Annotated in this window: 25 protein-coding genes and 1 pseudogene; 10 read left to right on the forward strand and 16 right to left on the reverse strand. The window is 63.5% G+C overall.

What is annotated here, in order from left to right; translation table 11 throughout:
- Positions 1 to 61: 61 nt before the first annotated feature.
- Positions 62 to 2,512, forward strand: a complete 2,451-nt coding sequence (locus tag CR152_RS23050; protein WP_099878876.1) for a response regulator — start codon at positions 62 to 64, stop codon at positions 2,510 to 2,512.
- A 127-nt stretch (positions 2,513 to 2,639) separates the two neighbouring features.
- On the forward strand, positions 2,640 to 3,068 hold the full coding sequence (locus tag CR152_RS23055; RefSeq protein WP_157778679.1) for an NUDIX hydrolase: 429 nt from the start codon (positions 2,640 to 2,642) through the stop codon (positions 3,066 to 3,068).
- Between the two features lie 10 nt (positions 3,069 to 3,078).
- Here CR152_RS23055 and CR152_RS23060 read toward each other — a convergent pair whose 3' ends face one another.
- The 8 genes from CR152_RS23060 to CR152_RS23095 form a co-directional block, all read right to left on the reverse strand.
- Positions 3,079 to 5,415, reverse strand: a complete 2,337-nt coding sequence (locus CR152_RS23060) for an ATP-binding protein (protein WP_099878879.1) — start codon at positions 5,413 to 5,415, stop codon at positions 3,079 to 3,081.
- 282 nt (positions 5,416 to 5,697) lie between these two features.
- Positions 5,698 to 6,447 carry a YybH family protein gene (locus CR152_RS23065; RefSeq protein ID WP_208640181.1) on the reverse strand — a complete coding sequence of 250 codons (750 nt, stop codon included), beginning with the start codon at positions 6,445 to 6,447 and terminating at the stop codon, positions 5,698 to 5,700.
- 81 nt (positions 6,448 to 6,528) lie between these two features.
- A complete protein-coding gene (locus CR152_RS23070; protein ID WP_099878883.1) occupies positions 6,529 to 6,840 on the reverse strand; it encodes a hypothetical protein in 312 nt (103 codons plus the stop codon).
- 72 nt (positions 6,841 to 6,912) lie between these two features.
- Positions 6,913 to 7,182, reverse strand: coding sequence for a DUF5985 family protein (locus CR152_RS23075; protein ID WP_099878885.1), 270 nt, complete (start codon positions 7,180 to 7,182; stop codon positions 6,913 to 6,915).
- A gap of 3 nt (positions 7,183 to 7,185) precedes the next feature.
- Complete coding sequence (locus CR152_RS23080; protein ID WP_099878887.1) at positions 7,186 to 7,443, reverse strand: DUF5985 family protein; 258 nt, start codon at positions 7,441 to 7,443, stop codon at positions 7,186 to 7,188.
- On the reverse strand, positions 7,443 to 7,838 hold the full coding sequence (locus CR152_RS23085; protein WP_099878889.1) for a hypothetical protein: 396 nt from the start codon (positions 7,836 to 7,838) through the stop codon (positions 7,443 to 7,445). The genes CR152_RS23080 and CR152_RS23085 overlap by 1 nt, the downstream gene beginning before the upstream one ends.
- Before the next feature lie 72 nt (positions 7,839 to 7,910).
- Positions 7,911 to 8,603 (reverse strand): LysE family translocator, encoded by a 693-nt coding sequence (locus CR152_RS23090; RefSeq protein ID WP_099878891.1) that lies wholly within the window; start codon positions 8,601 to 8,603, stop codon positions 7,911 to 7,913.
- Complete coding sequence (locus CR152_RS23095) at positions 8,600 to 9,313, reverse strand: hypothetical protein (protein WP_099878893.1); 714 nt, start codon at positions 9,311 to 9,313, stop codon at positions 8,600 to 8,602. Before CR152_RS23095 ends, CR152_RS23090 begins: the two co-directional genes overlap by 4 nt.
- A 96-nt stretch (positions 9,314 to 9,409) precedes the next feature.
- Between CR152_RS23095 and CR152_RS23100 the strand changes: the two genes are divergently transcribed.
- From CR152_RS23100 to CR152_RS23115, 4 genes are read left to right on the forward strand one after another with little or no spacing between them, the layout of a single operon-like run.
- Positions 9,410 to 10,366 carry a helix-turn-helix transcriptional regulator gene (locus CR152_RS23100; protein WP_099878895.1) on the forward strand — a complete coding sequence of 319 codons (957 nt, stop codon included), beginning with the start codon at positions 9,410 to 9,412 and terminating at the stop codon, positions 10,364 to 10,366.
- A 32-nt stretch (positions 10,367 to 10,398) separates the two neighbouring features.
- Positions 10,399 to 11,184, forward strand: coding sequence for a DNA/RNA non-specific endonuclease (locus tag CR152_RS23105; protein WP_099882680.1), 786 nt, complete (start codon positions 10,399 to 10,401; stop codon positions 11,182 to 11,184).
- Positions 11,185 to 11,201: 17 nt separating this feature from the next.
- On the forward strand, positions 11,202 to 11,462 hold the full coding sequence (locus CR152_RS23110) for a hypothetical protein (protein ID WP_099878897.1): 261 nt from the start codon (positions 11,202 to 11,204) through the stop codon (positions 11,460 to 11,462).
- Between the two features lie 4 nt (positions 11,463 to 11,466).
- On the forward strand, positions 11,467 to 11,934 hold the full coding sequence (locus CR152_RS23115; protein WP_099878899.1) for a hypothetical protein: 468 nt from the start codon (positions 11,467 to 11,469) through the stop codon (positions 11,932 to 11,934).
- On the opposite strand, the gene CR152_RS23120 is transcribed toward CR152_RS23115, so the two are convergent.
- From CR152_RS23120 to CR152_RS23135, 6 genes and pseudogenes are all read right to left on the reverse strand, one after another.
- Complete coding sequence (locus tag CR152_RS23120) at positions 11,877 to 13,121, reverse strand: glycoside hydrolase family 19 protein (protein ID WP_167399943.1); 1,245 nt, start codon at positions 13,119 to 13,121, stop codon at positions 11,877 to 11,879. The two genes, CR152_RS23115 and CR152_RS23120, sit on opposite strands and share 58 nt — an antisense overlap.
- A gap of 569 nt (positions 13,122 to 13,690) precedes the next feature.
- A pseudogene (locus CR152_RS35075) lies at positions 13,691 to 13,786 on the reverse strand (energy transducer TonB); the annotation flags it as partial.
- 167 nt (positions 13,787 to 13,953) lie between these two features.
- Positions 13,954 to 14,175 (reverse strand): nuclear transport factor 2 family protein, encoded by a 222-nt coding sequence (locus CR152_RS34330; protein ID WP_229413530.1) that lies wholly within the window; start codon positions 14,173 to 14,175, stop codon positions 13,954 to 13,956.
- A complete protein-coding gene (locus tag CR152_RS34335; RefSeq protein WP_229413531.1) occupies positions 14,172 to 14,348 on the reverse strand; it encodes a nuclear transport factor 2 family protein in 177 nt (58 codons plus the stop codon). The genes CR152_RS34330 and CR152_RS34335 overlap by 4 nt, the downstream gene beginning before the upstream one ends.
- A gap of 101 nt (positions 14,349 to 14,449) precedes the next feature.
- Entirely contained in the window at positions 14,450 to 14,893 is a 444-nt protein-coding gene (locus CR152_RS23130; RefSeq protein WP_099878903.1) for a YybH family protein, read from the reverse strand.
- Between the two features lie 437 nt (positions 14,894 to 15,330).
- A complete protein-coding gene (locus CR152_RS23135) occupies positions 15,331 to 15,876 on the reverse strand; it encodes a cysteine hydrolase family protein (protein WP_099878906.1) in 546 nt (181 codons plus the stop codon).
- A gap of 574 nt (positions 15,877 to 16,450) precedes the next feature.
- Here CR152_RS23135 and CR152_RS23145 point away from each other — a divergent pair.
- Positions 16,451 to 17,371 carry a helix-turn-helix domain-containing protein gene (locus tag CR152_RS23145; RefSeq protein WP_099882682.1) on the forward strand — a complete coding sequence of 307 codons (921 nt, stop codon included), beginning with the start codon at positions 16,451 to 16,453 and terminating at the stop codon, positions 17,369 to 17,371.
- Between the two features lie 154 nt (positions 17,372 to 17,525).
- Positions 17,526 to 18,875 (forward strand): glycosyltransferase family 32 protein, encoded by a 1,350-nt coding sequence (locus tag CR152_RS23150; RefSeq protein WP_099878909.1) that lies wholly within the window; start codon positions 17,526 to 17,528, stop codon positions 18,873 to 18,875.
- A 14-nt stretch (positions 18,876 to 18,889) separates the two neighbouring features.
- On the opposite strand, the gene CR152_RS34715 is transcribed toward CR152_RS23150, so the two are convergent.
- A complete protein-coding gene (locus CR152_RS34715; protein ID WP_267876248.1) occupies positions 18,890 to 19,024 on the reverse strand; it encodes a hypothetical protein in 135 nt (44 codons plus the stop codon).
- Positions 19,025 to 19,177: 153 nt separating this feature from the next.
- Between CR152_RS34715 and CR152_RS23155 the strand changes: the two genes are divergently transcribed.
- Both CR152_RS23155 and CR152_RS23160 read left to right on the forward strand, forming a co-directional pair.
- Positions 19,178 to 19,627: a YsnF/AvaK domain-containing protein gene (locus CR152_RS23155; RefSeq protein WP_229413532.1), complete on the forward strand. Its 450-nt coding sequence runs from the start codon at positions 19,178 to 19,180 to the stop codon at positions 19,625 to 19,627.
- A gap of 5 nt (positions 19,628 to 19,632) precedes the next feature.
- Positions 19,633 to 20,730, forward strand: coding sequence for a YsnF/AvaK domain-containing protein (locus CR152_RS23160; protein ID WP_099878911.1), 1,098 nt, complete (start codon positions 19,633 to 19,635; stop codon positions 20,728 to 20,730).
- 66 nt (positions 20,731 to 20,796) lie between these two features.
- On the opposite strand, the gene CR152_RS23165 is transcribed toward CR152_RS23160, so the two are convergent.
- The gene (locus CR152_RS23165) at positions 20,797 to 23,649 is read right to left on the reverse strand and encodes a M16 family metallopeptidase (RefSeq protein ID WP_208640182.1); all 2,853 of its coding nucleotides are present in this window, start codon (positions 23,647 to 23,649) and stop codon (positions 20,797 to 20,799) included.
- Positions 23,650 to 23,709 lie beyond the last annotated feature (60 nt).

A 23,709-nucleotide genomic window follows, 5' to 3' on the forward strand; every position in this document is an offset into this window, starting at 1 on the left:
TCGTCGGCCTACATTGCCAGCTTGACCCTGGGCGACCGCCACGAGGCACATCGGACACCCCATGATCGACCAGAACAGCCAGCCAGAGAGCAAGCCCGAGGCCAAGCCGAAGGACAAGATCAGCATCCTGCTGGTGGACGACCAGCGCGCCAACCTGACCGTGCTCGAAGCCGTGCTGGCCGATCTGGACGAGGTGCTGGTGAGCGTCACCTCGGGCGAACTGGCCCTGCGTGAACTGCTCAGCCGCGAGTTTGCCGTGGTGCTCATGGATGTGCACATGCCGACCATGAGCGGGTTCGAGGCGGCCGCCCTGATCCGCAGCCATCCGCGCGCGCGCACGCTGCCGATCATCTTCCTCACTGCCGCCGGCGACGATCCGTGCCACGTCGAACAGGCATACGCGCTGGGCGCGGTCGACTACCTGACCAAGCCGGTCAGCCCGGTGATCCTGCGCGCCAAGGTGGCGGTGTTCATCGACCTGTACCGCAAGACCGCCGAAATCGCCCTGCATGCCCAGGCCAGCCATCTGGAAGCGCTGCGCACGCGCGACGAGCGCATCCGCATGATTCTCGATAACACCCGCGATTATGCCTTCATCGGCACCGATACCGATGGCATCGTCACCGAATGGGAGGGCGGCGCCGAAACCATCACGGGCTGGTTCGCGGCCAAGGCGTGCGGCGAGCCGAGCGCCGTCATTTTCACGCCCGAAGACCGCGCCGCCGGCGTGCCGGAACACGAAATGCGCATGGCGCGCGAGACCGGCCGCGCCGACGACAAGCGCTGGCACGTGCGGCGCGACGGCACGCGTTTTTTCGCCGATGGCGTGATGGTGCCGCTGCGCGACGAGTCCGAACGCCTGCGCGGCTACGCCAAGATCTTCCGCGACGCCACCGCCGAACGCCTGGCCGCCGAGCAGCTCGAAGCATCCGAACAGCAGCTGGGCGAGTCGCGCCAGCGCTCCCAGCGCGCCGAGGAAGGCATGCGGCGCCTGGCGGCGGTGGCGGCGCAGTCGTCCGACTTCATCGGCATTGCCGGCTCGGACGCGCGCACCAGCTACGTCAATCCGGCCGGGCGCCGCCTGGCCGGCCTGGCGCCCGATGCCTCGGTCGGCGAATACGGCATCAGCGACTTTTTCGCTGCCGAGTGCCGCGCCTTCGTCGAACAGGTGGTGCTGCCGGCCGTGCGCGGCCCGGCGGGGCGCTGGGAAGGCGAGTTGCGCATGCGTAATTTTGAAAACGACGCCACCCTGCCGGTGTACTACAAGGGTTTCGCCGTGTGCGACGACGAGGGCCACAATATCGCCCTGGCCTCGATCACGCGCGACATCACGGCCCAGAAACAGGCCGAAAACGACCTGCGCCTGGTGGCGGCCGACCTGGCCGAGGCCGACCGGCGCAAATCCGAGTTCCTGGCCACCCTGGCGCACGAGCTGCGCAATCCGCTGGCGCCGATCCGCACCGGCCTGGACCTGATCCGCATGTCGTCGGCCCCGCCCCAGAGCATGAACAAGGTGCACGAGATGATGGACCGCCAGCTGGGCCATCTGATTCATCTGGTCAACGATCTGCTGGACGTGGCGCGCATCACGCGCGGCAAGATCGAGCTCAAGCGCGAGGCCAGCGACGTCGCCACCCTGGTGGCGATGGCGATCGAAACCAGCATGGCGGCCCTGAACGCGGGCGGCCACACCTTGAGCGTCGAGGTGGCCGACGAAGCCTTGCCGCTGGACGTGGACGTCACCCGCATCGTGCAGGTGCTGAGCAACCTGCTCAACAACGCCGCCAAATACACGCCGGCCGGCGGGCGCATCGTGCTGCGCGCCGTGCGCGAGTGCGACGACGCCATCCTGTCGGTGCACGACAGCGGCGTCGGCATTTCGCAGGAAGACATGGGTACCCTGTTCGACATGTTCACCCAGGTCGGGCGCAATCTCGACCGTTCGCAGGGCGGATTGGGCATCGGCCTGTCGCTGGTGCGCCGCCTGGTTGAACTGCACGGAGGCAGCGTCAGCGCCGCCAGCAACGGTCGCGACCTGGGCAGCACCTTCACGGTGCGCCTGCCGCTGCGCAGCGGCGTGCTGCCGCCGGCCCCCGTGCCCTGCGCCGGCGCCGCGCCGGCCGCCCTGCGCGTGCTGGTGGTGGACGATAACGTCGATGCCGGCAACAGCCTGGCGGCCCTGCTGCAGGCGCTCGGCCACAGCACCGACGTGGCCGCCGACGGCGAACAGGGGCTGGTGCTGGCGTCGCGCTGCAAGCCGCACCTGGCCTTCCTCGACATCGGCCTGCCCGGCATGAGCGGGCACCAGCTGGCGCGCGCGATCCGCGCCACGCCGGCGCTGGACGGCATGCTGCTGGTGGCGCTGACCGGCTGGGGGGCGCGCGCCGATGTCATCATGTCGCAGCAGGCCGGCTTCGACCGCCATCTGACCAAGCCGGTCGATATCGCCGCGCTCAACAGCGTGCTGGCCGCGGCCACGATCGCCACGGCCGCAGCGCCCGTACCAATTTGACAATTCGCATGCCAAAGGTGCATCATGCCCGCGCTACGACGTCGACGAAAGGAATTCCAGTGAACATGCGCGTGCCCATCATTCATCCCGCGCACGCATTGCCCGGCGCGCCGGCGCGGCGGCGGTCGTGACACGCGTGCAGACCGTCTCGTGCGGCACACTGGTGGTCAACCCGGCCGGGCAGCTGCTGCTGTGCCACGTCACCAATACCGCGAGCTGGGACATTCCGAAAGGCATGCAAGACCCGGGAGAAACCGAGCTTGAAGCCGCCATCCGCGAACTGCAGGAAGAAGCCGGCATCGCTTTCGCACCGGAGCGGTTTGAAGACCTGGGCGGGTTCGCCTACCGCAGCGACAAGCGGCTGCACCTGTTTCGCGTGCGCGCGGGGGCGGAGCTGACCAGCCTGACGCACCTGGCGTGCACCAGTTTCTTTCCGCATCCGGTCAGCGGCGAGCCGACCCCGGAAACGGACGCCTTCCGCTGGGCCGACCGGCGCGACGTTGCGCGCCTGTGCTGGCCGCGCATGGGCAAGCTGCTGCTCACGCTCGACTGGTAACGGTAACGGCTCAGGCCGTGTCGTGGCGGCGCGCGTGGTTCGACAGCAAGTCGGCCACCGAGGCCAGGTCCACCGGCTTGGTCAGATGCAGGTCGAAGCCGGCGGCGCGGGTGCGCTCGCGGTCGGCGCTGCTGCCCCAGCCGGTCAGCGCCACCAGCAGCGCGTCGTCGTGACGGTCGTCGGCGCGCAGGGCGCGCGCCAGTTCGAACCCATCCATCCCGGGCATGCCGATATCGAGGAACATCACCTGCGGACGGCGCGCGGCCGCCAAGGCCAGCGCACCGGCCCCGTCATTGGCGACCTCGGCCGCGTGCCCGATCAGCGTCAGCAGTTCGGCCAGGGTGGAGGCCGCGTCCACATTATCGTCCACCACCAGGATGCGAAGGGGCGCGCCGTTCGCCATGGCGGGCCCGGTCTCTTTCAGGTGATCCGGCAGCGGGGGCGCCGCGCCAGGGGGCGCCAGCGGCAGGCGCACGCTGAACACGCTGCCCTGACCGAGCCCGCCACTGGCCGCGGCGACACTGCCGCCGTGCTGCTCGGCCAGGCTGCGCACCAGCGACAGGCCGATGCCGAGCCCGCCGCACTGAGGGTCGGCGCGCCCGATCTGGCTGAACAGGTCGAACACGCCCGCCAGATCATCGGGCGCGATGCCGATGCCGTTGTCGGTCACCGAGATCAGCACGTCGGCGCCGGCCTGGCGCGCCGCCAGCGTGATGCGTCCTCCCTGCGCGGTGTACTTGGCCGCATTGTTGAGCAGGTTGCTGAGGATCTGGCGGATCCGGGTCGGATCGGCATACAGCGCCAGCGGCTGCTCCGGCACCAGCACCTGCAAGTGGTGCGCCTTGCCATCGATCAATGGGCGGCTGGTTTCGATGGCGCCGGCGACCAGTTGCTGCACGCTGGTCCATTCTGGCTTGAGGTCGATCCGGCCGCGCGTGATGCGCGCCACGTCGAGCAGGTCGTCCACCAGCGCCACCATGTGGCCGAGCTGGCGGTCCATGATGTCCTGCATGCGCGCGGCCACGGCAGCGTCGCCGCCGCTGCGGCGCATCACCTGCAGCCCGCTGCGGATGGGCGCGAGGGGATTGCGCAATTCGTGCGCCAGGGTGGCCAGGAACTCGGTCTTGCGGCGGTCGGCCTCGGACAGGTCGGCCGCCAGCCGGCGCAGCTCGGCGTCGGCCGCGACGCGCGCGCTGATATCGGTAAACATGACCGCGACCTGGCGGCTGCCGGGACCGCCGACGCGCGTGGCGTACACGTCGAACCAGCGCCGCATGGCGCGCGCCTCGTTGATAAAGCGCACTGGCGTGCCGCTCGTGGCGACCTGGCCGTAGATCGAAAACCAGTGGCGGTCGTGCCCAGGCACCATCTCGAGCATCGTCTTGCCGACCGCATCGGTCAGGCCGGTATGTCCGACGAAGGCCGGATTGGTCTCCATGAAGCGGTAGTCGACCGGGCTGTCGCCCTCGAACAGCATCTCGATGATGCATACGCCGGTGTCGATCGAATCGAACAGGGTGCGGTAGCGCTCTTCGCTGGCGCCGAGCTGTTGCTCGGCCCGTTTCTGGCGCGTGATGTCGATGACCACGCCGCGCAGGTGCTGGCCGGCACCCATGCCTGGCACGATCTGTCCGCGCGCAATCACGTTGTGATACTGGCCGTCGGCGCCGCGCACGCGGTATTCGACATCGTACGGTTCGCCGCTGGCGAGGGCGGCGTTGATGTGGGCCGTGGTGTGGGCCAGGTCATCGGGGTGGAGCGCGTTCAGGTAGTGCTGCACCGGCCCGCCGGCGGCCACCTCGGGCGACAGGTTGAACAGGCGCGCCATGGCGGCGTCGGCGGTCACGCGGTTGGCCGAGACGTCCCAGGTCCAGGTGGCCAGCTCGGCGGCGGCCAGGGTGATGTCGAGGCGGGCGCGGGTGTCGCGCAGGTCGGTTTCGCTGTGGCGTTGCTTTGCCGCCGTGTGATGCGCGTCGATGAAAAAGCGCAGTTTCGCCTTGAGGGCCACGCTCGGCACGGGGCAGGGCAGGACATCGATGGCCCCGGCCGCATACGTCTCGGCGACGGAAAAGGCCGGATCGTTTTCCGGCGCCAGGACCATCACGGGCAGTGCGGCCAGGCCGGACGCGGCGCGGAGCTGGCGTGTGAGCGCGGCGGCGCCGGCGCCATCCGCGCTGGCGTCGACGAGGATCAGCGCGAGCGCGGGAGTGGGGCGATGATCGGGCACGTCCGACGGGCCGATGCGCAGGACAGTTTCGCCGAGCTCGCTAATAAGATGATCGATTGCGGAATTGACAGCATGTTGCTGAGCAATCAGCAGGATGCTGGCGTCATTGCCCGCTCTCATCGGAGAGCCCGTCCCTTGAGGATGTACTGTGGGGGAACGGGTGATGTTGGCATTGCTGGCGTTGTGGACGTGATGAACAATTGGACAATGTAGGGCGTTGTACAACGAAAGTCAATCGAACGCTGCCTTCTGTGGCGAGACGGCATCGTCCGATGGCGTTCGCTATTGCAAAAGCCAAGAGCCAGCCATCAGATTGACCGGCACTGACGCGCTCGGCATGGGAAAGACGGACTTGCCTGAACGCGCCCCCACGCGGCGATGAGTCCAGGCAACAGAACAGGCTTATTTGATGCCGGCCGATGGCGGTGGTTCCGGATTGAGCTTCATCGACCAGATCACCGAGGCGATCTTCCAGCCGTCATCGGTGCGCACCAGGTGCCAAGCCTCCTTGCCCCAGTTCTCGCGGTAGTTGCCTGCCTTGAAACTGTAGTCGAACCAGACCTGGGCCACGTCGGTGTCGGCGTCGATGCGCACATTGTCGAAGGTTTCCTCGAGCGGACCTGCTGACTTGGCAATGTCTTCGATGAATTCACGCGGCGAGCCGCCGAAGATCTTCTTCGGTCGCGGCAGCGACTTGTCGGTCCGGCGCGCCATGATCCGTTCCAGGCTGGCGTCGTCGAAAGAAGCGACCCAGGTGATATCCTCGCGCAGGAACAGCTTCATGAAGCTGTCCTTGTCTTTGTTGACGACCGCCACACGGAACTTCTCGACGATGCGTTCGATCTGCTGCCGGCTTTCCGCAGGGGCGTTGGCGTGCGCGGGCAGCGCGGTAGACAGGACCATGGCAATGGCAAAGCCGCTTGCGGCCGGGAAAAATTTCATTGGATCGCTCGCCTCAAAACTGATGAGTATATGAAAAGATGAAGCGCTCAGGCTCACCAATTGTAACGAGGCGATCGCCAGGGCAAGCGCGGTCCGCCGCGGGTTGGCGGCAGACCTTCCACGACATCTGCAAGCGGCCGTTCTGCGTCGAAAGAGCCAATGGATATCGACCGGCACCCAAGCGTTCGCCTTGATCGTGCGAATGATCACGAAGTGGCGGCCAGCCCACCGGGGCTGCGCATGCCGGCGCAGTCACGGCCGGGTGACGCCGCCGCCGGCAGGGCGTGCTGCTCACGACCCGCTACCGGCCTTTGCCGCGGGTGCTTGCTCATCGGCCGGCGCCAGCGTTCCGGCCACGGCACCAGCCACATCGGTCCCGGGCGCCGGATCCGGCGGCGAGGCGCCGATCTGGCGCGCGCTGTCCGATTGCTGGTCGAGGCTGACTTCTTCGGCGACCGCGAAGCGGCCATCGGGATCGTCGCCATTCGTCGGCAGCAGCGAGGGGGAACGTGGCGGGGCGGCAGCCTCGTTCGCACCGGCCGGGTCAGGGGCAGCGGACGGCGCCGCCGTCGTTTGCTGGCCGGTTGGGTTGGCTGGCATCATGCCTCCTTTGTAAGCGATCTTCCGATTGGATGATCGCCACCGCCGAAAGTTCAATCCGCCGCCGGCATCGCCTTATTTGCCGGGCTCGGAACGCCGCCAGTTCTTGGCAACGATCGCCCACAGGATCAGGCAGTAGGAAAGCAGCCGCAGCAGGAAGTGGAAGGGCGAGTCTTCGCTCATCCCCGGCGTGAGGCTGGCGTAGATGCGGTGGCCGCCTTCGATCAGGAAAGAAAGCGCGAAATACAGGAAAAAACGGTCGCCCGAACTGCGCCAGAAACGCAGGAAAAACAGGCCGATCACGATCGAGCCCATGGCACCGGCCCCGGCCAGCATCAAATCCATCGCTTACTCCTTTTCGTATATCAGGCCGTACAGCAGCAGGGACACCGAGATCAGCGCCGTGACCAGGCGCAGCGTGAGCAAATCCATGTGAGGGAGAACCAGCTTGTCGAGGATCAGAATCAGGTTGTTGAGGGTCATGCCGCTGAAACACAGGCCGCTCCAGAACAGCAGGCGGTGACCGGTGCGCGCGTAGCTGGCCAGCAGCAGCCAGGCGCAGGCGAGCGAGGTACACATGCAAAGACCGTAGATTGCCGCAGCCATTACGATTCCTTTCGCCATGTAAACGCATCGGCAAACTGCTGTGCCTTGCGATCGAGTTTGGAGTGAATCAGATGGGTGACGTCGACCAGGCGGCGCGCGTACAGGTCCGCCAGCGCGTCGATGACCTGGCCCAGCGCCGCCGTGGCGGGCTGGTAGCGGAATACCGGCTCGCTGCCGGCGCGACGCAAGGTGACGGTCATGCCGGCGCGCGACAGGTCCGCGAGCAGTGCGGCGGCCAGTTTGTCGCCAATGTAGAGCCGCTCGGCCACCACCTGTGTGGTCCAGTCCTGCTGCGCGCCGGAGCGCAATAGCAGCAGCGCCTCCAGGTGGGGCACGGAGGCAATGCTGGTCAGTACGAAGCGACGCAGCTCTTCGGGAATCGGTTGGGGCACCATGATGTGAAAGAATCCATTGCGCCAAGCTGAGCCAACGCGGTCCAAAATGCGTATTCTAGTCGATTTTGCTTATCAAGTAAGCATCATTTTTGTTGCAATTTTGCCTCCCATGCCACCGGTCTCGGCTGGCGGCAGCTTGCGCACCAGCTGGAACGCGGTCAATGCGGCAACACCAATCAGCAGCAGGCCCATGGTGCGCGCCAGCAGCAGGGCGGCGGCGGGCCGCCGTTCCAGCCAGCCGCCGGCACCGCCGCTGAGCAAGGCGAGGGCGCCATACACCCCCGCTTGGGTCAGCGCCGTGATCGCGCCCAGCACCGCCGACTGGGCCCACAGCGGTTGCGGGCCGGGATGGAGGAACTGGGGAAAGATGGCCAGCATGAACAGGTAGGCTTTCGGGTTAAGCAGGCTGGTGCCGAGTGCGCGGCGGAAGGTTGCGCCGGTGGTGCAGGCCGCGCCCGGCAGGCGCGCGGTCCCCTGCGCGCTGCTGCGCAGGAAGCTCAGGCCGATCCATGCCGTGTACAGCGCGCCCACGCCCAGCATCGCGTTGAACAGGGCAGGCCACAGCGCCAGCACCGCGGCCGCCCCCAGCGCGCCCATGGCCAGATGGCAAAAGCCGCCGCTGACGATGCCGGCCACGGCGGCCAGCCCGGCGCGCCGTCCGCCCAGCAGCGCGCTGCCCATGACAAACGCCATGTCCAGGCCGGGCAGGGCGATGATGCCGAACACCACCACGAAGTACAGCCAGAGGTTGGTGGCCTCGTTCATGCCGCCGCCATCGTGGCGGACCGGGCGGGCGCGGTGACGCTGGCGGCGCTGACCCAGCGCAGGCGCGAGCGGCGGCCGGGGTCGAGCACCAGCAGCTCCGGCGGCGCGGCCAGCAGGCCGGCCCTGGCGAGTTCGCCGGCGGCGGCGTCGAACGCGGGGCGCAGGGCGGCCAGCGCGTCGTCGTCGCTCAGGATGCCGAGCCAGACCAGGGCCGCTCCCGCGGCGCGCTCGCCGATTGTGGTCAGGATGCCCGCTTCGATCACGCCGCGGCCATGGTAAGCGGCGAAACAGCGCTCGGCGGCGCGTTCGCAGGCATCCATCCGCCCTGGCGCCACATGGAAAAGCTGGGCGACGACGATGCCTTGCGCGTCGCCGCCCATGGGCAATGGCGCGATGCCGGTATCCGGGTGGAGCGGCTTGAGCAACAGGACTCCGGCGTGGATGAACACGTTGGCGGGGTGCGCCTGCTCGTCGAAGGCGCGGCCGATCCTGGCGCACGCCTCCCGCGTGCGAAAGCCGCGCAGCCAGGCGAAACCGTCCGGCCGGCCGCGTTCGCAAAAATGGCCGAACGCCATGCCGCCCAGGTGCTGGAAGGCGTGCGCCAGCGTGTCGTCGAAATGGCGCGCGACGTCGGCGCGCGCGCCCGGCGCCATCGTGTAGCGGCGCAGTTCAATCACGGGGAAATGGTCGTTCTGGTGTGGGCTCGTCATGTTGTGCTCTCTTTCTTGTTGATGAAACATCGACAAGCGACAGCGTAAATTCAAAACAGGACAGAATTCGCCCTATTAATCTGATATCGTTGCACCATGTACCATCCCACCACCCGCGTGCTGGCAGTGCTCGAACTGCTGCAAACCCATGGCCGCCTGAGCGGCGCCGAGATGTCGGCGCGCCTGGCCGTCGATACGCGCACCTTGCGCCGCTACATCGTCACCCTGGAAGAGATGGGCATCCCCATCACCACCGAGCGCGGGCGCCACGGCGGCTATGCGCTGATGGCCGGCTTCAAGCTGCCGCCGATGATGTTCACCAACGACGAAGCGCTGGCCCTGGCGATCGGCCTGCTGGCCGCGCGCAGCCTGGGCTTTGCCGAGGCCGCGCCGGCAGTCTCCAGCGCCCAGGCCAAGCTCGAACGCATCATGCCGGCCAACCTCAAGCAGCGCGTGCGCGCCATCGATGAAACCGTGCGCCTGGACATGATGCGCACCGTGGTCCCGACCGACAACGACGCCCTCGTCACGCTCAGTTCGGCCGCGCTGGCGCAGCAGCGCGTGCACCTGCGCTACCGCGCGCCCGACGGCAGCGAGACCGAGCGCGGCTTCGATGCCTACGGGCTGGCGTTTCGCGCCGGCTGCTGGTACGTGATCGGCATGTGCCACCTGCGCGCCGAGATGCGCTCGTTCCGGCTCGACCGCATCGTGAAGGCCGAGCCGCGTCCGGCCTCGTTCGCGCGCCCGTCCGGTTTCGACGCGCTCGGCTACCTGGCCCGCTCGATGGCAACGATGCCGCGCGCGCATGCGGTCGAGGTGCTGCTGCGCACCGACCTGAAAACAGCCAGCGCGCATTTCTTCGACGCCCTCGGCGTGTTCGAGCAGATCGACGAAGGCGTGCTCCTGCGCTGCAGCACCGACCATCCCGACTGGTTCGCCGGGCACCTGGCGGGGATGCCGTTCGAGTTCGAGGTGCGCACGCCGGACATCCTGCGTGACAGCGTGGCCAGATTAGGTGAACGACTGCTTCGCATGGCGGGCGCGCTCCGCTAGAATGCGTCGCTCATCATTTCAATTTGGAAAACATGATTCAGAAAACACTGGCCGGTCTCGTCCTCGGATGGACGATGCTGGCAGCCGGCAGCGCATTTGCCGGCGGCTGTCCCGCACATTACGTCGACGGGCGCCTGCCCGAAATCCGCAATCCCAAACTGGCGAAAGCGACCACCGAACTTTGCTACGGCGTGTTCGGCGTCATGCATTCCGGGATCACGCGCACGCCGCTGTGGTCGGCCGAACGCTTGCGTCCGGAAAACCTGAAACTGGCCAAGAAGCTCTCGCGCGACGATTCCTTCCACGCCGAGGAACGCCTGGCGCCGTCGCAGCGGGCCGAATTGTCCGACTACGCCCGCAGCGGCTTCGACCGCGGCCATATGGCACCCAACGGCAACATGCCGGACCGGCGCACCCAGCACGAGAGTTTCACGCTGGCGAACATGGTGCCGCAAGATGCCGACAACAACCGCCATCTGTGGGCCGGACTCGAAGGCCGGGTGCGCGACATGGTCAGGAAGGAAGGCACCCTGTATGTGATCACCGGCCCGGCCTTCATCGGCGGGCGTTTGAAAAAGGTGGGCAACGTGCTTGTGCCGAGCCATTTGTACAAGGCCGTGTATAGTCCGAGCCAGAAGGCGGGCGCGGCGTGGCTGGTGGAAAACCGTTCGACGGACGAGCTGGACGTGATGACCATCGCCGAGCTGGAAGAAAAGATCGGCATCAATTTGCTGCCGTCGCTGAGCGGCCGGCAAAAGTCCGCGATGCTGGACTTGCCGCAACCGAAACAAAAGAAATCGCGCCGCTGGCCGTTTTGAACTTCAAGGGAGACGCAATGAGCAGCAAGAAGCAGAGTTTTGTACCGTACGCCAACGAAGCCGATGTGGTGTCAGTCGGCAAGCTGATGATCGAAAACCGGCTCGACCGGATTACGCTCAGCGGCGATGTGGATCTGACCGCCGATAAAATCGGGCTGGCGCACGCGCGCCGGCTGCAGGAAGTGCTGGGCGAGATCGTCGCCAAGCTTGAAGCGATGACCTTGCCCGCCGAGCTGCCGCCACCTGCCGTGGGCGAGGTGGACAACCCGTTCAACTGAGCGCATGACGGTTGCACTCGTCGTCACGCGGCCCGATACCGAGCCATGGTGGCAGTGGTTCACCGTCGCTATCGCCGTGGAAGAGGTGTATCGGCGCGACTGGATGCCCGGAGCGGACGCGACAGCGGCGGTCTGGCTGCCGCTTTTCCAGGCCGGATGCCCGGTCGAGGGCAAAGACTTTCCCGCGGTGACGATGGAATTGCTGACCTTGCGTGCGTGGGCATTGACGCAGCCGTTCGATGAAGCCCGGCGCGAGGCAATCATTGGCAGAATCGATTCGCTGATCGATGCTTTGGGCGAACTGCTGGCCGGCACGGGCGGCGAGGTCGAGGTGTTCATTGGCCAGGAAAAAGGCGGTATCAGGATATCGATGCCGCCTTTTACGTTTCAGGCCCGAGCTTCAGCCCGTGCCTATCAGCAAGTCAGATTGGGACCGGTGGGTACGCCCAAGTTCTGGGAGAAGGTCGTGTAGTAATTCACCCGGGTCTGCATCTGTGCCGGCCCCTGGTACTCGGTGCCGCCTGCGCATTCGCGATTGCCGTTGATGGCATTGATGGTCTGGCCGAAACCGTATCCGCCCACCATCGAGTCATGCGCCGACCTGCCGGCGCGGCCCGGTTGGGTCATCCAGTACCAGACCGCACTTCTCCAGGCGATGGTGGCGTTGGTGGCCAACAGTTCCGGATTGTTCACCAGTTGCTCGCCCAGGCCCATGGCGTTGCCCAGACTGCGGTAGTTCGAGGTCCAGCTGATCTGGATCGGGCCGCGACCGAAGTACTGGTCGACCATGTTGGTGCTCTTGCAGGTGACGCGTACCCAGTTCACGTCGCAGTACGAGGGCCAGTTGGCGGTGTTGTATTCCCTGACTGCCTTCAGGTTGTCCGACTCGTGCTGCAGGTTGGCGAAGAAGGCGGCCACTTCCTGCTTGTTCAGGGTAGCGTTGCCCGACTTGGCAAAGCTTGGATAGTAGGCTGCTGCAGCGACGAAGTCGGCGTATTGGTAGAACGAATTGCGGCTGGGGAACCATGCTTCGAACTGAGCTTTTGACAGGCCGGCAAAACTACCTCCCGGGTCGGGAGTCGGCGTCGGAGTTGGCGTCGTGCTGTCACAATTAGTTTGCTGCCAATACCAGGTGCTAATGGTGGGATCAGTACCGTCGGAGCCGTTGGTGCCGCTATTGACGACCTTGTAGAAATTGCCGTTAGCCGGGTACTTCACGACGGTGCCCACGCTGTAGTTCACTCCTGCGCTCCAGGTCTGGGATGAACAGGCCGGTGTCGGGGTGGGTGTCGGCGTCGGTGTCGGGGTCGGCGTGGGTGTCGGCGTTGGCGTCGGGGTCGGAGTCGGCGTGGTGCCGCACGAGCCACTCACCGTCCATGGCTTGCCACTTCCAGCGGCCCCGCTGTTGGTCGATGGATTGTCGCCCTGCGTCCAATACGCGGCCGTGTAGTTGATCCCCCCGTAGCTGGCCGATTTGCCGCCATCATAGACGGTGGCGCTGTTCCACGCTGCGTTACAGACGCTCGTTGCCGCCAACATCTTGCTTTGGGATGACTGGGTGCCAGTGGACGTATTGCCGTCGCCGCCGCCGCCGCCGCACGCGGCCAGCGACCCGCCCAGTACGCTGATGATCAGGCTGTTGATGATTGTTCTGTTCAATTGAGGCTCCATATCAAATTGTCGGGGCACTTGCGTGCCGGAGATAAACCAGGTCGATCCGTGTGCCGCGCGTCCCTCCGTGCCCGCGCGGTGATGGCGGAATTGGTTTACGCGACAATTCCGATGTTTTATGTGCAAGATCGGTATACCAATATAACACCAATAATCGGATATATGCATACCAAGCTGGAGGAAATTAATACCAAATTGGGCCACTGAGGAAATCAGAGAGACCGTCATGCTTAGCATTTTGAAGGGTAGGGCGCCCAGGTCAATTACCGTAAGGTTGGCGCCCGCCGCGTTACAACGATGAGGTGGTCGTACTGGGAAAAATGCAACGTCCGGACGCCGCAACGTTTTGCGTAACGTGCCTTAACGAACATCACTTGCGCTGTTGCCTGGCGTTGATATGGGGCTTGCTGCGCGAGACAACTGCGTTATCGAAATGCGCAGCTGCGCTGCGGCGCCAGGATTCGCCGGCGGGTCGAGTACCCACGCGTACTGCAAGGTGATCCATCCAGGCTGTGCTTGCCCATTCCGTCGTGCCGGTGAATAGTCGCAACTAAGGATTAGGCCGATGAGCGGTCAATCAGGCGAATGCCGCTCGACTTCATGATTTTGGTGTCCGACATCCTGCCATCGGCTCGCACCAGAGCGTCGATGCGGACCGTACCGTCAGCCTATTCGCTCGAAACATTTGCGGGCTGCAATGGCTTTACGCAGCCGATCAATTGCGCCTCAACGTCCGCTTCCTGTGCCACCGCATGTCCGGCGCTGCAGCACATCGCTCTCGGGCACCGGGCCGAGTCCGACCTCCAGCATCGCCTTTCGGTCATCGCCCCCAGAACGCGTCTTCTTGTGCTTGATCGCTGGAAAACAGACGGACTTCGACGATCTTGCCGTCGTCAATGCGGATGAGGTCTACGCCAGGTTGCCTGAGCTTGATGCCGTTGGCCTCGCCAGCGAACTCCACGGTGATGGCGACCCAATCCCCGCTGGCCATGTAGTGCTCGGCACGGGTGATCGCGAACGTGCCGTTCGAGACCTCCATCATGGTTCCCAGCCCGGACCAACATTCGCCATGCCCCGATGCGTACCGGAAAACCGGTTCTTGCCTGGCTGGTGCCAGATCACGTCGGGCGAAATGATGCTGCCCAGTGTTGCTTGGTCGCCAGTTTGTACTGCCTTGATATAGGTCTTGGCGATGTTGATGTTGACTTCGTTCATGGTGCGCTCCTGTAGTGCGGCGGTGGTGGAAGGTGATTGCGCCAATGCCGGGGCGGTGCCCCCGGCAAGGCTCTGCGGGTACTGGGTTTCGTCGGGAGAACTCAGGACGACATGGCGTGCAAGGCGGCCAGGTTGTGCGTGAACGACCAGTTCACATGTACCACGCGCCACTGGCCGTCGATGAGGCGATAGACCTGGGTGGAGTTCCAGGGCGTGCCCTGCTTCTCGCCACCTTGTCCGTCAGGAACGATGTTGATCAAGTTGTAGTGCAGCACCGCAAGGTCACCGCCATCGCTGACGATCACCTGTGGATTAGGGAACTCGTTGCGCAAGATGTTGAGCTTGCCCTCGAAGAACTGACGAAAGTACGTCTCCACCGTCTTGCGGCCGTCCAGCCGCCTCTCGGTGACAGGGTCGAAATAAGTCACGTCCTCGCTGTACATTTCCAGCGCGCCGTCCACGTCGCCTTTATTCCAGCGCTCGTTGATCGCCAGTTCCAATGCGACGATGGTTTCGGTGATCTTGCTGACGTCTGCTGTCTTCATTGCTCGTCCTTACAAGTGGCTCAAAGATGGTCATTATTGGACATTGATGAGCAATATGAGCGGTAGATCGCCGACATTAAATGATACTTAATGGACATTCTCAGCAATAGCTCTCTGCAGAGCATGCAAGCGAAAGGGCGCTTGGTGGATGTCTGCTCGTTGCTCACGCCGTATGCGCAGTCCACGAAAAACCACGGTATTCCAGTCTTGAGAATAAACACGATTCCGTTAGAGCCGCGCGATCGCTGATGCGTGGCCGACCGCCTTGTGGCGATCGGCGGTGCGTCGGGAGCTGAGCTGCTAGCAGCGACAAAAGGTCTTCGGGAAGAAGTGCTTGGGCCATGGCATCAGCCCGTCTACGAACATGGCCACCATCGACCCGAGGCGGACATTGCGCAATACCTGCGAACTGAATGGGACGCTACTGCCTTCAGGCTTTATCCGGAAATGTACTCTTCCGTAGTAGTAACCTTGGCATAGGCAAACTCCAGCGCTGCCATCATCGCCGCATGGACTTGGGCGGCTGGGACGGTTTCGCCACGAAACTCCAGCTCGCGAGTCGCGCATGCGTCATCCACGACGGTCGTCTTGTAACCGAAGTCCGACGCCGCACGTGTGGTCGCGTCCACGCACATGTGGCTCATCGCGCCCACAATCGTGACTTCTTCGACGTTCTGCTCGTCGAGTAGCTGCTTCAGGGTGGTGTTCAGGAAGGAGTTAGGAGCATGTTTTACAATCACCTGCTCGCCTTCCTGCGGAGCAACGGACGGGTGAATCTCGACGCCGTCGGTGCCGGGGACAAAGAACGCAGCGCCCGGTGCGGATTCGTGTCGAACGTGGACCACCAGGTCACCTTTGTTGCGGGCCGCCGAGATGATACGGGCGGCGTTGTTCAGTGCCTGGTCGATGCCGACCAAGGGCAATTTTCCAGTCCGAAGATACTCGTTCTGGAGGTCGACTACGACGACTGCGCGCTTGCTCATGGTGTTTCCTTTACATGAAAAATGAAGGGTGGTGGTACGTCATGCCCACGCCAGATTCCCCGCGGCGATTGCTTGTTCCGGGAGCGCACTGGCGTCGGTATGCTGCATGCGTGGGCTGGCCTGCTGCCGTATTATTTCAAGCGGGTTGGTGCAGCTGAGAAATGTCCTGCTCTTGCAGCCCCGGATCGCCAAGAATGCATTTTCGCTAAAAGCATCTCGATCGAACAGTGACCCAAGGGCCTCCTTTCGGTATAATCGGGCCATGCGGATCGATACCCCGACCCAGCGCCGGGAACCTGCGCGCTTTTGCGCGTCTGGGTTGAATGAATTGTCAGGCCGACTTGCCGCGCAATTTTAGTGTCGCCTCAGGACTGTGGGGCGAGTCCGAAGCCGCGCAGTTCTTGATCGCACCGACAGGCTTTCGCGATACGCGCCGTCCACGCCATTGCCTCGTAGCGCGAGACTTTTCGCGGTGATGCTTGATAATCCTGGAGGTACTCTTCTGGCCGATAGCAACGGTGGAATGGCTCAGTGTACGAAGTTGTCGCTATCAGAGCAGGTAAGGGGTTTTGTCATGCGTTCTAAAGCGGCACAGGCCGCGCCGGAAAGGATGATGGTGAACGCGGATATTCAGCGCCTGGGTTATCAGCCCCAAGCAAGCTACCAGCTTGACGTGGAAGTCTTTTCCGTGTCCGACCTGAGGCACAGGGCCAAGGAACAACTGCGACTCACCCATCGGTATGAGTTCCACACCTTGGTCTGCGTCACGCAGGGAAAATGCTCCCAGATGGTCGACTTCAAGTCGGTCTCCTGCGCGCCGGGATCGCTGCTTGTGTTGCGAGCAGGACAGGCCCATAACTACGGACGGGATGAAGCGTGGGACGGCTGGAACGTTCTATTCCGCCCTGAATTCGTCGTCCCGGTTGCGGCGACGTCTCACGATCTCAAACGCGCGCGCGATCTGGAGAGGCTGCCGGAACACATGGTCCTGAGTGGCCCGGAGCTGCGCAAGGTGACGGAATTGCTTGAGCAAATGCGCGAGGACACGCTGATCGAGGCGCCGCAGGCGGACGTTCATGCATTACTGCGCCATCAGCTCCATACGCTTCTGGCACGGCTGATTATTTTGCAAGGCAGACGGCAAGCACAGGAGCCACTGGCATCTCCTGCATCGCAACGCTTCAAGCGCTTCTATCAGCTTGTGGAAGAACGCTTTGCGCAGTGGCATCATGTGGCTGACTATGCCGGCGAACTCGGTTACACCGAGAAAACGCTGGCACGTGCCGTGATGGCATCCATGGGCATGTCGGCCAAAGTCTTCATCGCAACGCGGATCGCACTGGAAGCGAAACGCCTGCTTGTTCATACGGACTTGTCGGTCGTCAGCATCGCCGAGAAGCTGGGTTTCGACGAGCCCACCAATTTCAGCAAGTTCTTCAAGCGCGAGGCCGGGTGCACACCACTGGAATTTCGCCGCCGGCAAACAAGCTTCTGAACTGTCGATGCAGCCAGCTTGACGCTGGCGAACATGGTGGTGGACGAGGTGACAAGCCGTTCGACCGAGCCACGGCGGTGTTGGGTCTGATAGGGTGACGCAAGCGGCTCGTACCAGTGAACCGGCATGTTTTCATCACAGGCCTGACACTGCCGTGCACGATGATAGAATCGTCGGCGGTGCACCTCAGACCAGCGAACTTTTTCAGATTGCCGCCGCCATGTCCACAAAAGTCCACGCGCACGCTGATACCGTCTCAATGCCGCGCGCTAGCGCCGACGCGCCAGCACAGGCGGTGTTTGATAGCGGTATGCCGTTGACCGACAGGCGGCCCAGCACCGCAAGCCAGGCGCTAATCCAGGCGTCCATGCATCAAAGCCCAAGGACGCGTCAATTGCGAGCCATGCAGGCCGTGGCCGACGGCGCTCATCAAAGACGGCGGCAGATTGCACCGGTGTCGCACGCAACGCCGAGCGCTGGCGGCGTCGCTCAGTTGGTCAAGGCGGAAATACGCGATGAGATGCCGCAGGAAGTGAAAGATGCGCTCGAATTTCTTAATTATGTGGAGGCGGAATTTGCCTCCATCACGGAAAATACCGCCTCAGCTGTAGAGGCGCAGATCGCGGTGCTTGAGAAACACGCGCAATCCGAGTTCGCCGACGTTTGGAAGGCACTGATCGAGTCCATCAAGACGAAACTGCCGGCGAAAGTCGAGGCAGTGGACTTGGATAGCAAGCGTATCCACAGTATCTGGGTCGAGGGCGAGTACGCCACGAACGAAGAGTTTCGACATGGCATCGCCACCCGTAAGGGTACCAAGGCAGCGGGATGGCAAAACCTGATCTGGGTGTACAAGAACGCCAGGGAGAACGACGCGGGTTTCGAGGTCGTTGACCGACTGAAATTTCGCGCCGTCAGTATCGATGATTTCGGGCTGAAGGAGGTGGATTTTTCGGCGACCATGGCATTGTGGGAAGACCGGCCGGACTGGGTGGGTAAGTTCATGCCGATACTCAATATTCTGCTGGCGAAAAAATCTTACGTCGCAATGAGCGATATCATGCGCATGATCATCCTCTTTTACTCGGGCGGATTGTATCAGGACGTGAAGATCGAACTTGCTTCGCCTCAAGCGCAGTTTTTCGATACACCGAAAGTCAATACGGACAAGCTGCAACTGGTCGATGACGGGCCGAACACCGAAAACTGGGCAATGGTGGCACAGGCCGGCTGCAGCATGATTGACAAAATCATGAAGGCGACGCTGGCACAGTTTCCGAAGCCTGAAAAGCTGGAACAGATGCCGGAGAACTATTCCATCGACGGCAAAATCGGCAAGTCCCACGTTGATTTGCACGAAAATATGGGGCCGTGGAATCAAATCGGAAAGCATTTGGGCCAGGCTGACCGCATCGAGCGGGTCAACGACTCTCTGAAGCTTGACAATCCCCGACCCCTCAATTCGTGGCTTCATGCCGTGAACGACAACTTCGCCTGGGATTGACCGGCGCACCAAGGTCAGGGCCAGCGCTGCCAGGCCGCACTGCGAAAACGCCGTTCCTGCGCCAGCGGTTCGATGTCGGGCGGCGCCGGTGCCTGCGGCGCGCCGCTGCGTTCGGCCAGCTCGGTCAGCGTGATGGACGGCACTGCCATTGCGGTTTCCTCCTGAGCCCACATGCGGGCAAAACTCAAGCTTCGACTTCGCGCTCAGTTAAAACTTGAGGGAGGTCAATGGTGCGCAAGGTCGGCGCGCTTTGCGGTACTCTGGTCCGCTCCTGCTGCAGCGTTTTTCGAGGAGCGACATTCATGGCAACCGATTGTCCCGAAGCACCCGGCGAGCCCGACGGTGACACGCTGACCGTGGCGCTGCACCGCGAGGAACTGCAGGTGGGAACGCGGGTCGTCGACACCGGCCGCGGCGTGCGCATTCACAAAACCGTCAGCGAACATCCCCATCACATCGACGAAACCCTGCTGTATGACGAGCTCGACGTCAGGCATGTGATCGTCGACAAGATCGTGCCCCTGTCCCAGGCGCCGTCCGCGCGCCAGGAAGGCGACACGCTGATCGTGCCGGTGGTCGAAGAAGTGCTGGTGACCGAACGGCGCCTGCGCATCAAGGAAGAAGTGCACATCACGCGCATCCAGCGCTCCCGCACGCAATCGGGGACCGTCATGCTGCGCGCGGAAGACGTGGTCGTCGAACGGTTCGACGAAGGCCCTCACAAGGAAGCGAATTCAACAATACGGAGGTAGTCATCATGGAACACACACTGGTAGCGGTATTCGATCATCGCAGCGATGCCCAGCAGGCGCTCGACGACCTGGTCGGGTCGGGTTTTTCACGCCAAAACGTGCGCTTGAGCGATGGTGTCCCGGGCGACCCGGGCCGCACGGCCGATGCCGGCGAGGACGCATCGCTCGGATCGAGCATCAAGCACTTTTTCACCGATCTGTTCGGCGGTGAACGCAGCGAACATGCGCGGATGTATTCCGACGCCGTTGCGCGCGGTCACTATGTGCTGACCGTCACGGCGCCGAACGAGCCCGAGGTGGAGCGCGCGGCCGATATTGTCGAGCGCTACGGACCGGTCGACATCGACGAGCATTCCAGCCAGTGGCAGGGTGGCATGCAGGGCGGCGACGCCATGCGCGGGCAAGCGATGTCGCAGCAGTCGACGTTCGGCTCGTCCCAGGGCGGCTTTGGCAGCGCCCAGGGCGCGGCCATGACGGACTCGCAGCAGCGCGCGGCCGGCACCACGGCCATTCCCGTGATCCAGGAAGAAATCAAGGTCGGCAAGCGCGAAGTGCAGCGCGGCGGGGTGCGGATCTACCAGCGCATCGTGGAAACGCCGGTGAGCGAAAGCATCGGCCTGCGCGAGGAACACATCAACGTGGAGCGGCGCGCGGTGGACAAGCTGGTTGACCCGGCCGACATTGCCGCCTTCCAGGAAAACACGATCGAACTGCGCGAAACGGCGGAAGAAGCGGTGGTTGAGAAGTCGGCGCGCATGGTGGAAGAAGTCATCGTCGGCAAGGAAGTGACGCAGCGCCGGGAGCAGATCAACGATACCGTGCGCCATACCGAGGTGGACATCGAACAGATCGGGCCCGACGACGAAGCCTACTTCCGTGGCCACTGGACCAGCACGTTCGCGCGCGAGGGCGGCAGCTACGACGACTACGCGCCGGCCTACCGCTACGGCACCAGCATGGCGGGGAGCGAGATCTATCGCGGGCGTCAGTGGGAAGAAATCGAGCCCGGGCTGCGCACCGATTGGGAGGCGCGCAATCCCGGGTCGACCTGGGAAAAGATGAAGGCGGCGATCAGGCATGGCTGGGAGCGCATGACTTCCTGATCTCGCTGCGACGCGCCAGGCCGCGCCCCTCTCTGGACGCGGCCTGGCGTACGCCTGAGTGCAGCTTTACTCGGCGAACACCGCGCTCGCCGGGGTGATTTTCACCGCCTCGGGCTTGATGTTGAGCTTCATGCTGCCGATGACCTTGTCTTCGTCGAGCAAGCTCTGCGGCTTGTTGCCGTCGTACTTGATCGTCGACACCGCGTCGGTCACCAGTTTTTCCTTGAGTCCAGCCGCATCCTTGGTGATGAACACGAGCGACAGGTTCTTGGTCGACAGGTGCTTCTTGATCGCGGCGTTGAGGTCGGCCAGGGTCAGCTTGCTCAAGCCATCGCGCATCATCTTGGTGAACTCAGGCGTGCCGTACCATTGGGAATCGAGCGCGTAACCGAGGTACTGGTCTTGCGTGGCCGTCATCACGAACACGTTCTTCATCAAATAGCCGCGCGTGATCTCGAACTGTTGCTCGGTCAAGCCCTGCTGGATCACCTTGTCGAGTTCGGTCAAGGCGATGCGCAGCGCGAGGTGGGCGTTTTCCGGCGCGACCGGACGAATCCAGACCTCGAACAGCTGGCCCTTGCGGCCGACGTTCGGGTTCGGGAAGAACTGGAACATGCCGCGCGGGAAAGCTTCGATGTAGGTGTAGTCGCCATAGTTCATGCCGCGCAGTTCGCGGATGCGCTGGTACAGGTAGGCATTCGAGGCGCGGTGTTCGCCCAGGAAGGTCTTGGCCAGCCACAGCGCCGGGAAGTCCGGATGGCCGCGGCGCACCTCGATCGGCAAGCCGAACGAGAGGGCGGTCGCGCGCGTGTTCTTTTCGATGATCTCCACTTCCAGGCCGTTCGGCATGCGGGCTACCGGCACGGTGGTGACCGGCAAACCGGCACCGGCCGGCAGCTTGGCCAGCGCCTGCTTGAGCGCGGCCGTCATGTCGTCGGATACGTCGCCGGAAATGCCGACCCGGACCGCGCCCTGGGTGTAGGCTTTTTTGTAGAAGTCCTTGACGTCGTCCAGGGTGATCGCGTCGATGCCCTTGGCCGTGCCGAGCACCGGATGGGCATACGGCGTGCCGGCGAAGACGTTGGTTTGCAGGCGTTCCTTGCCCAGTTCTTCTTCGTTATTGTCTTTCAGGTCGACCAGCAGGGCATTCTTGAGCGAATCCTTGAGGCGGCGGAAATCTTCCTCGCGAAAGCCAGGAGAAACCAGCTGCGGCATGGCCACGGTCAGGTACTGCTTCCAGTTATCCTTGTGGATCGAGCCGGTGAAGGTGGTCATTTCCTTGTCGGTCTGCTCGGTGAACGAGCCGGCCAGCGGGAACAGGGCCTTGGTCACTTCGTCGGTCTTGCGCTCGCTCGAACCGGCCGAGGCGACCATCATCGCGGTCAGCGCCGCCAGGCCTTCCTTGCCTTTCGGGTCGTGCGCCGAACCGGCGGCGAACAGCAGCTTGAAGCGGATTTGCGGCAGCGCCGATTTTTGTACCAGCACGTCGACCTTGGCTTCGGCGGCGGGCGCCGCCAGGCTTGCCAGCGAGGGCAGGGTGGCCATCGATTCCGGCAGCGCCTGGTTGGACAGGGTGGTGACGATCATGCCGTCGTCGACCAGGTACTTGCGGGCGGCGGCCAGCAGGTCGGCCGGGGTCAGGCTGTCGGTGAGGCGGTAGAACTGGTTGAGCGTGCCGTAGGAACGGTTGTAGTGCACGTAGGACGCCAGCGTGCCGGCGATCTGTTCGGTGTTGTCGAGCGAGCGGATCAGGCCGTATTTTTGGGCCGATTTGGCGTCCGCCAGCGCTTGTTCGGTGACCGGCACGGTGCGCAGCTGCGCGACCGTTTGCAGGATCTGGTCGCGTACGTACACGGCATCCTCTGGCTTCTTGACGCGGGCGATGATGGTGGCCAGGTTCGCATCGACCCGGCCCGGCGTGTAGTCGCTGAACTGGTCGACCTTCTGTTCATCCTGCATCAGACGCTTGTAGAGCGGCGAGGTGCGGCCGAAGGAGAGCGACAGCAGCATCGACAGCGCGGCATGGTCTTTCGCGGTGGTCGAAAACGCCGGCGCGCGGAAACCCACCGTCACCAGCGGCGGCGTCTGCGTCGGCCAGGGCACATGCTTGTAGAGCGCGCCGCGCGCGGCCGGTTCCACCGGCACTTCGCTCTTGTAGCTGCCTTTTTGCCATTTGCTCCAGTATTTCTCGACCAGGGCGATGGCTTTCTGCGGGTCGACGTCGCCGGCGATGATCACCGTGGTGCGTTCCGGGCGATACCAGCGGTCGAAGAACACTTTCGAGTACGCGTACTGGTTCGGCATGTCCTCGATGTCCTTGATGAAGCCCATCGTGGTGTGCTTGTAGGTATGCGTGGTGTAGGCCGTGTCGCGCTGCACCTCGAACATTTTGGAGATCGGATTGGCGCTGTTCTTGTTGTATTCGCCCAGCACGGCGCGCGATTCGGTCTTGAACGCGTCTTCGCCGTACGACAAATTCTGGAAGCGGTCGGCCTCGACCTTGAGGATGGTTTCCAGGTCGTCCTTGGCGAAGGTGGTGTAGTAATTGGTCAGGTCGTCGCTGGTATAGGCATTCTGGCGCGCACCCGATTTGGTGATGACGTCCTGGTACTTTTCAGGCGGATAGGCTTTGGTGCCCCGGAACATCATGTGCTCAAAAAAGTGCGCGAAGCCCGACTTGCCCGGCTCAATCTCGTTGCGCGAACCGGTCTGGACCGGAATCTGTACCGACACCAGGTTTGGAAAGCCGGTCGGGACGACGATGATCTTCAAGCCGTTGGCGAGGGTTTTTTCGGTGGCCTTGAACGGCAGCACATCGGCTTTGCCGCCTGCGCTGGCGGGCGCCGCCGGGCCGGCCGCCACGGCGTTCATGGCGAACGCGGGCAGGGCCAGCAGGGTAATCGGAATGAGTTTCGACACGTTATCTCCTGAGGCTGAAAATGGTAGGCGCAGGATAAAAGAATCGGGCAAGAAAGGACA

It is taken from the genome of Massilia violaceinigra (assembly GCF_002752675.1).
GTDB classification, from domain to species: Bacteria; Pseudomonadota; Gammaproteobacteria; order Burkholderiales; family Burkholderiaceae_D; genus Telluria_A; species Telluria_A violaceinigra.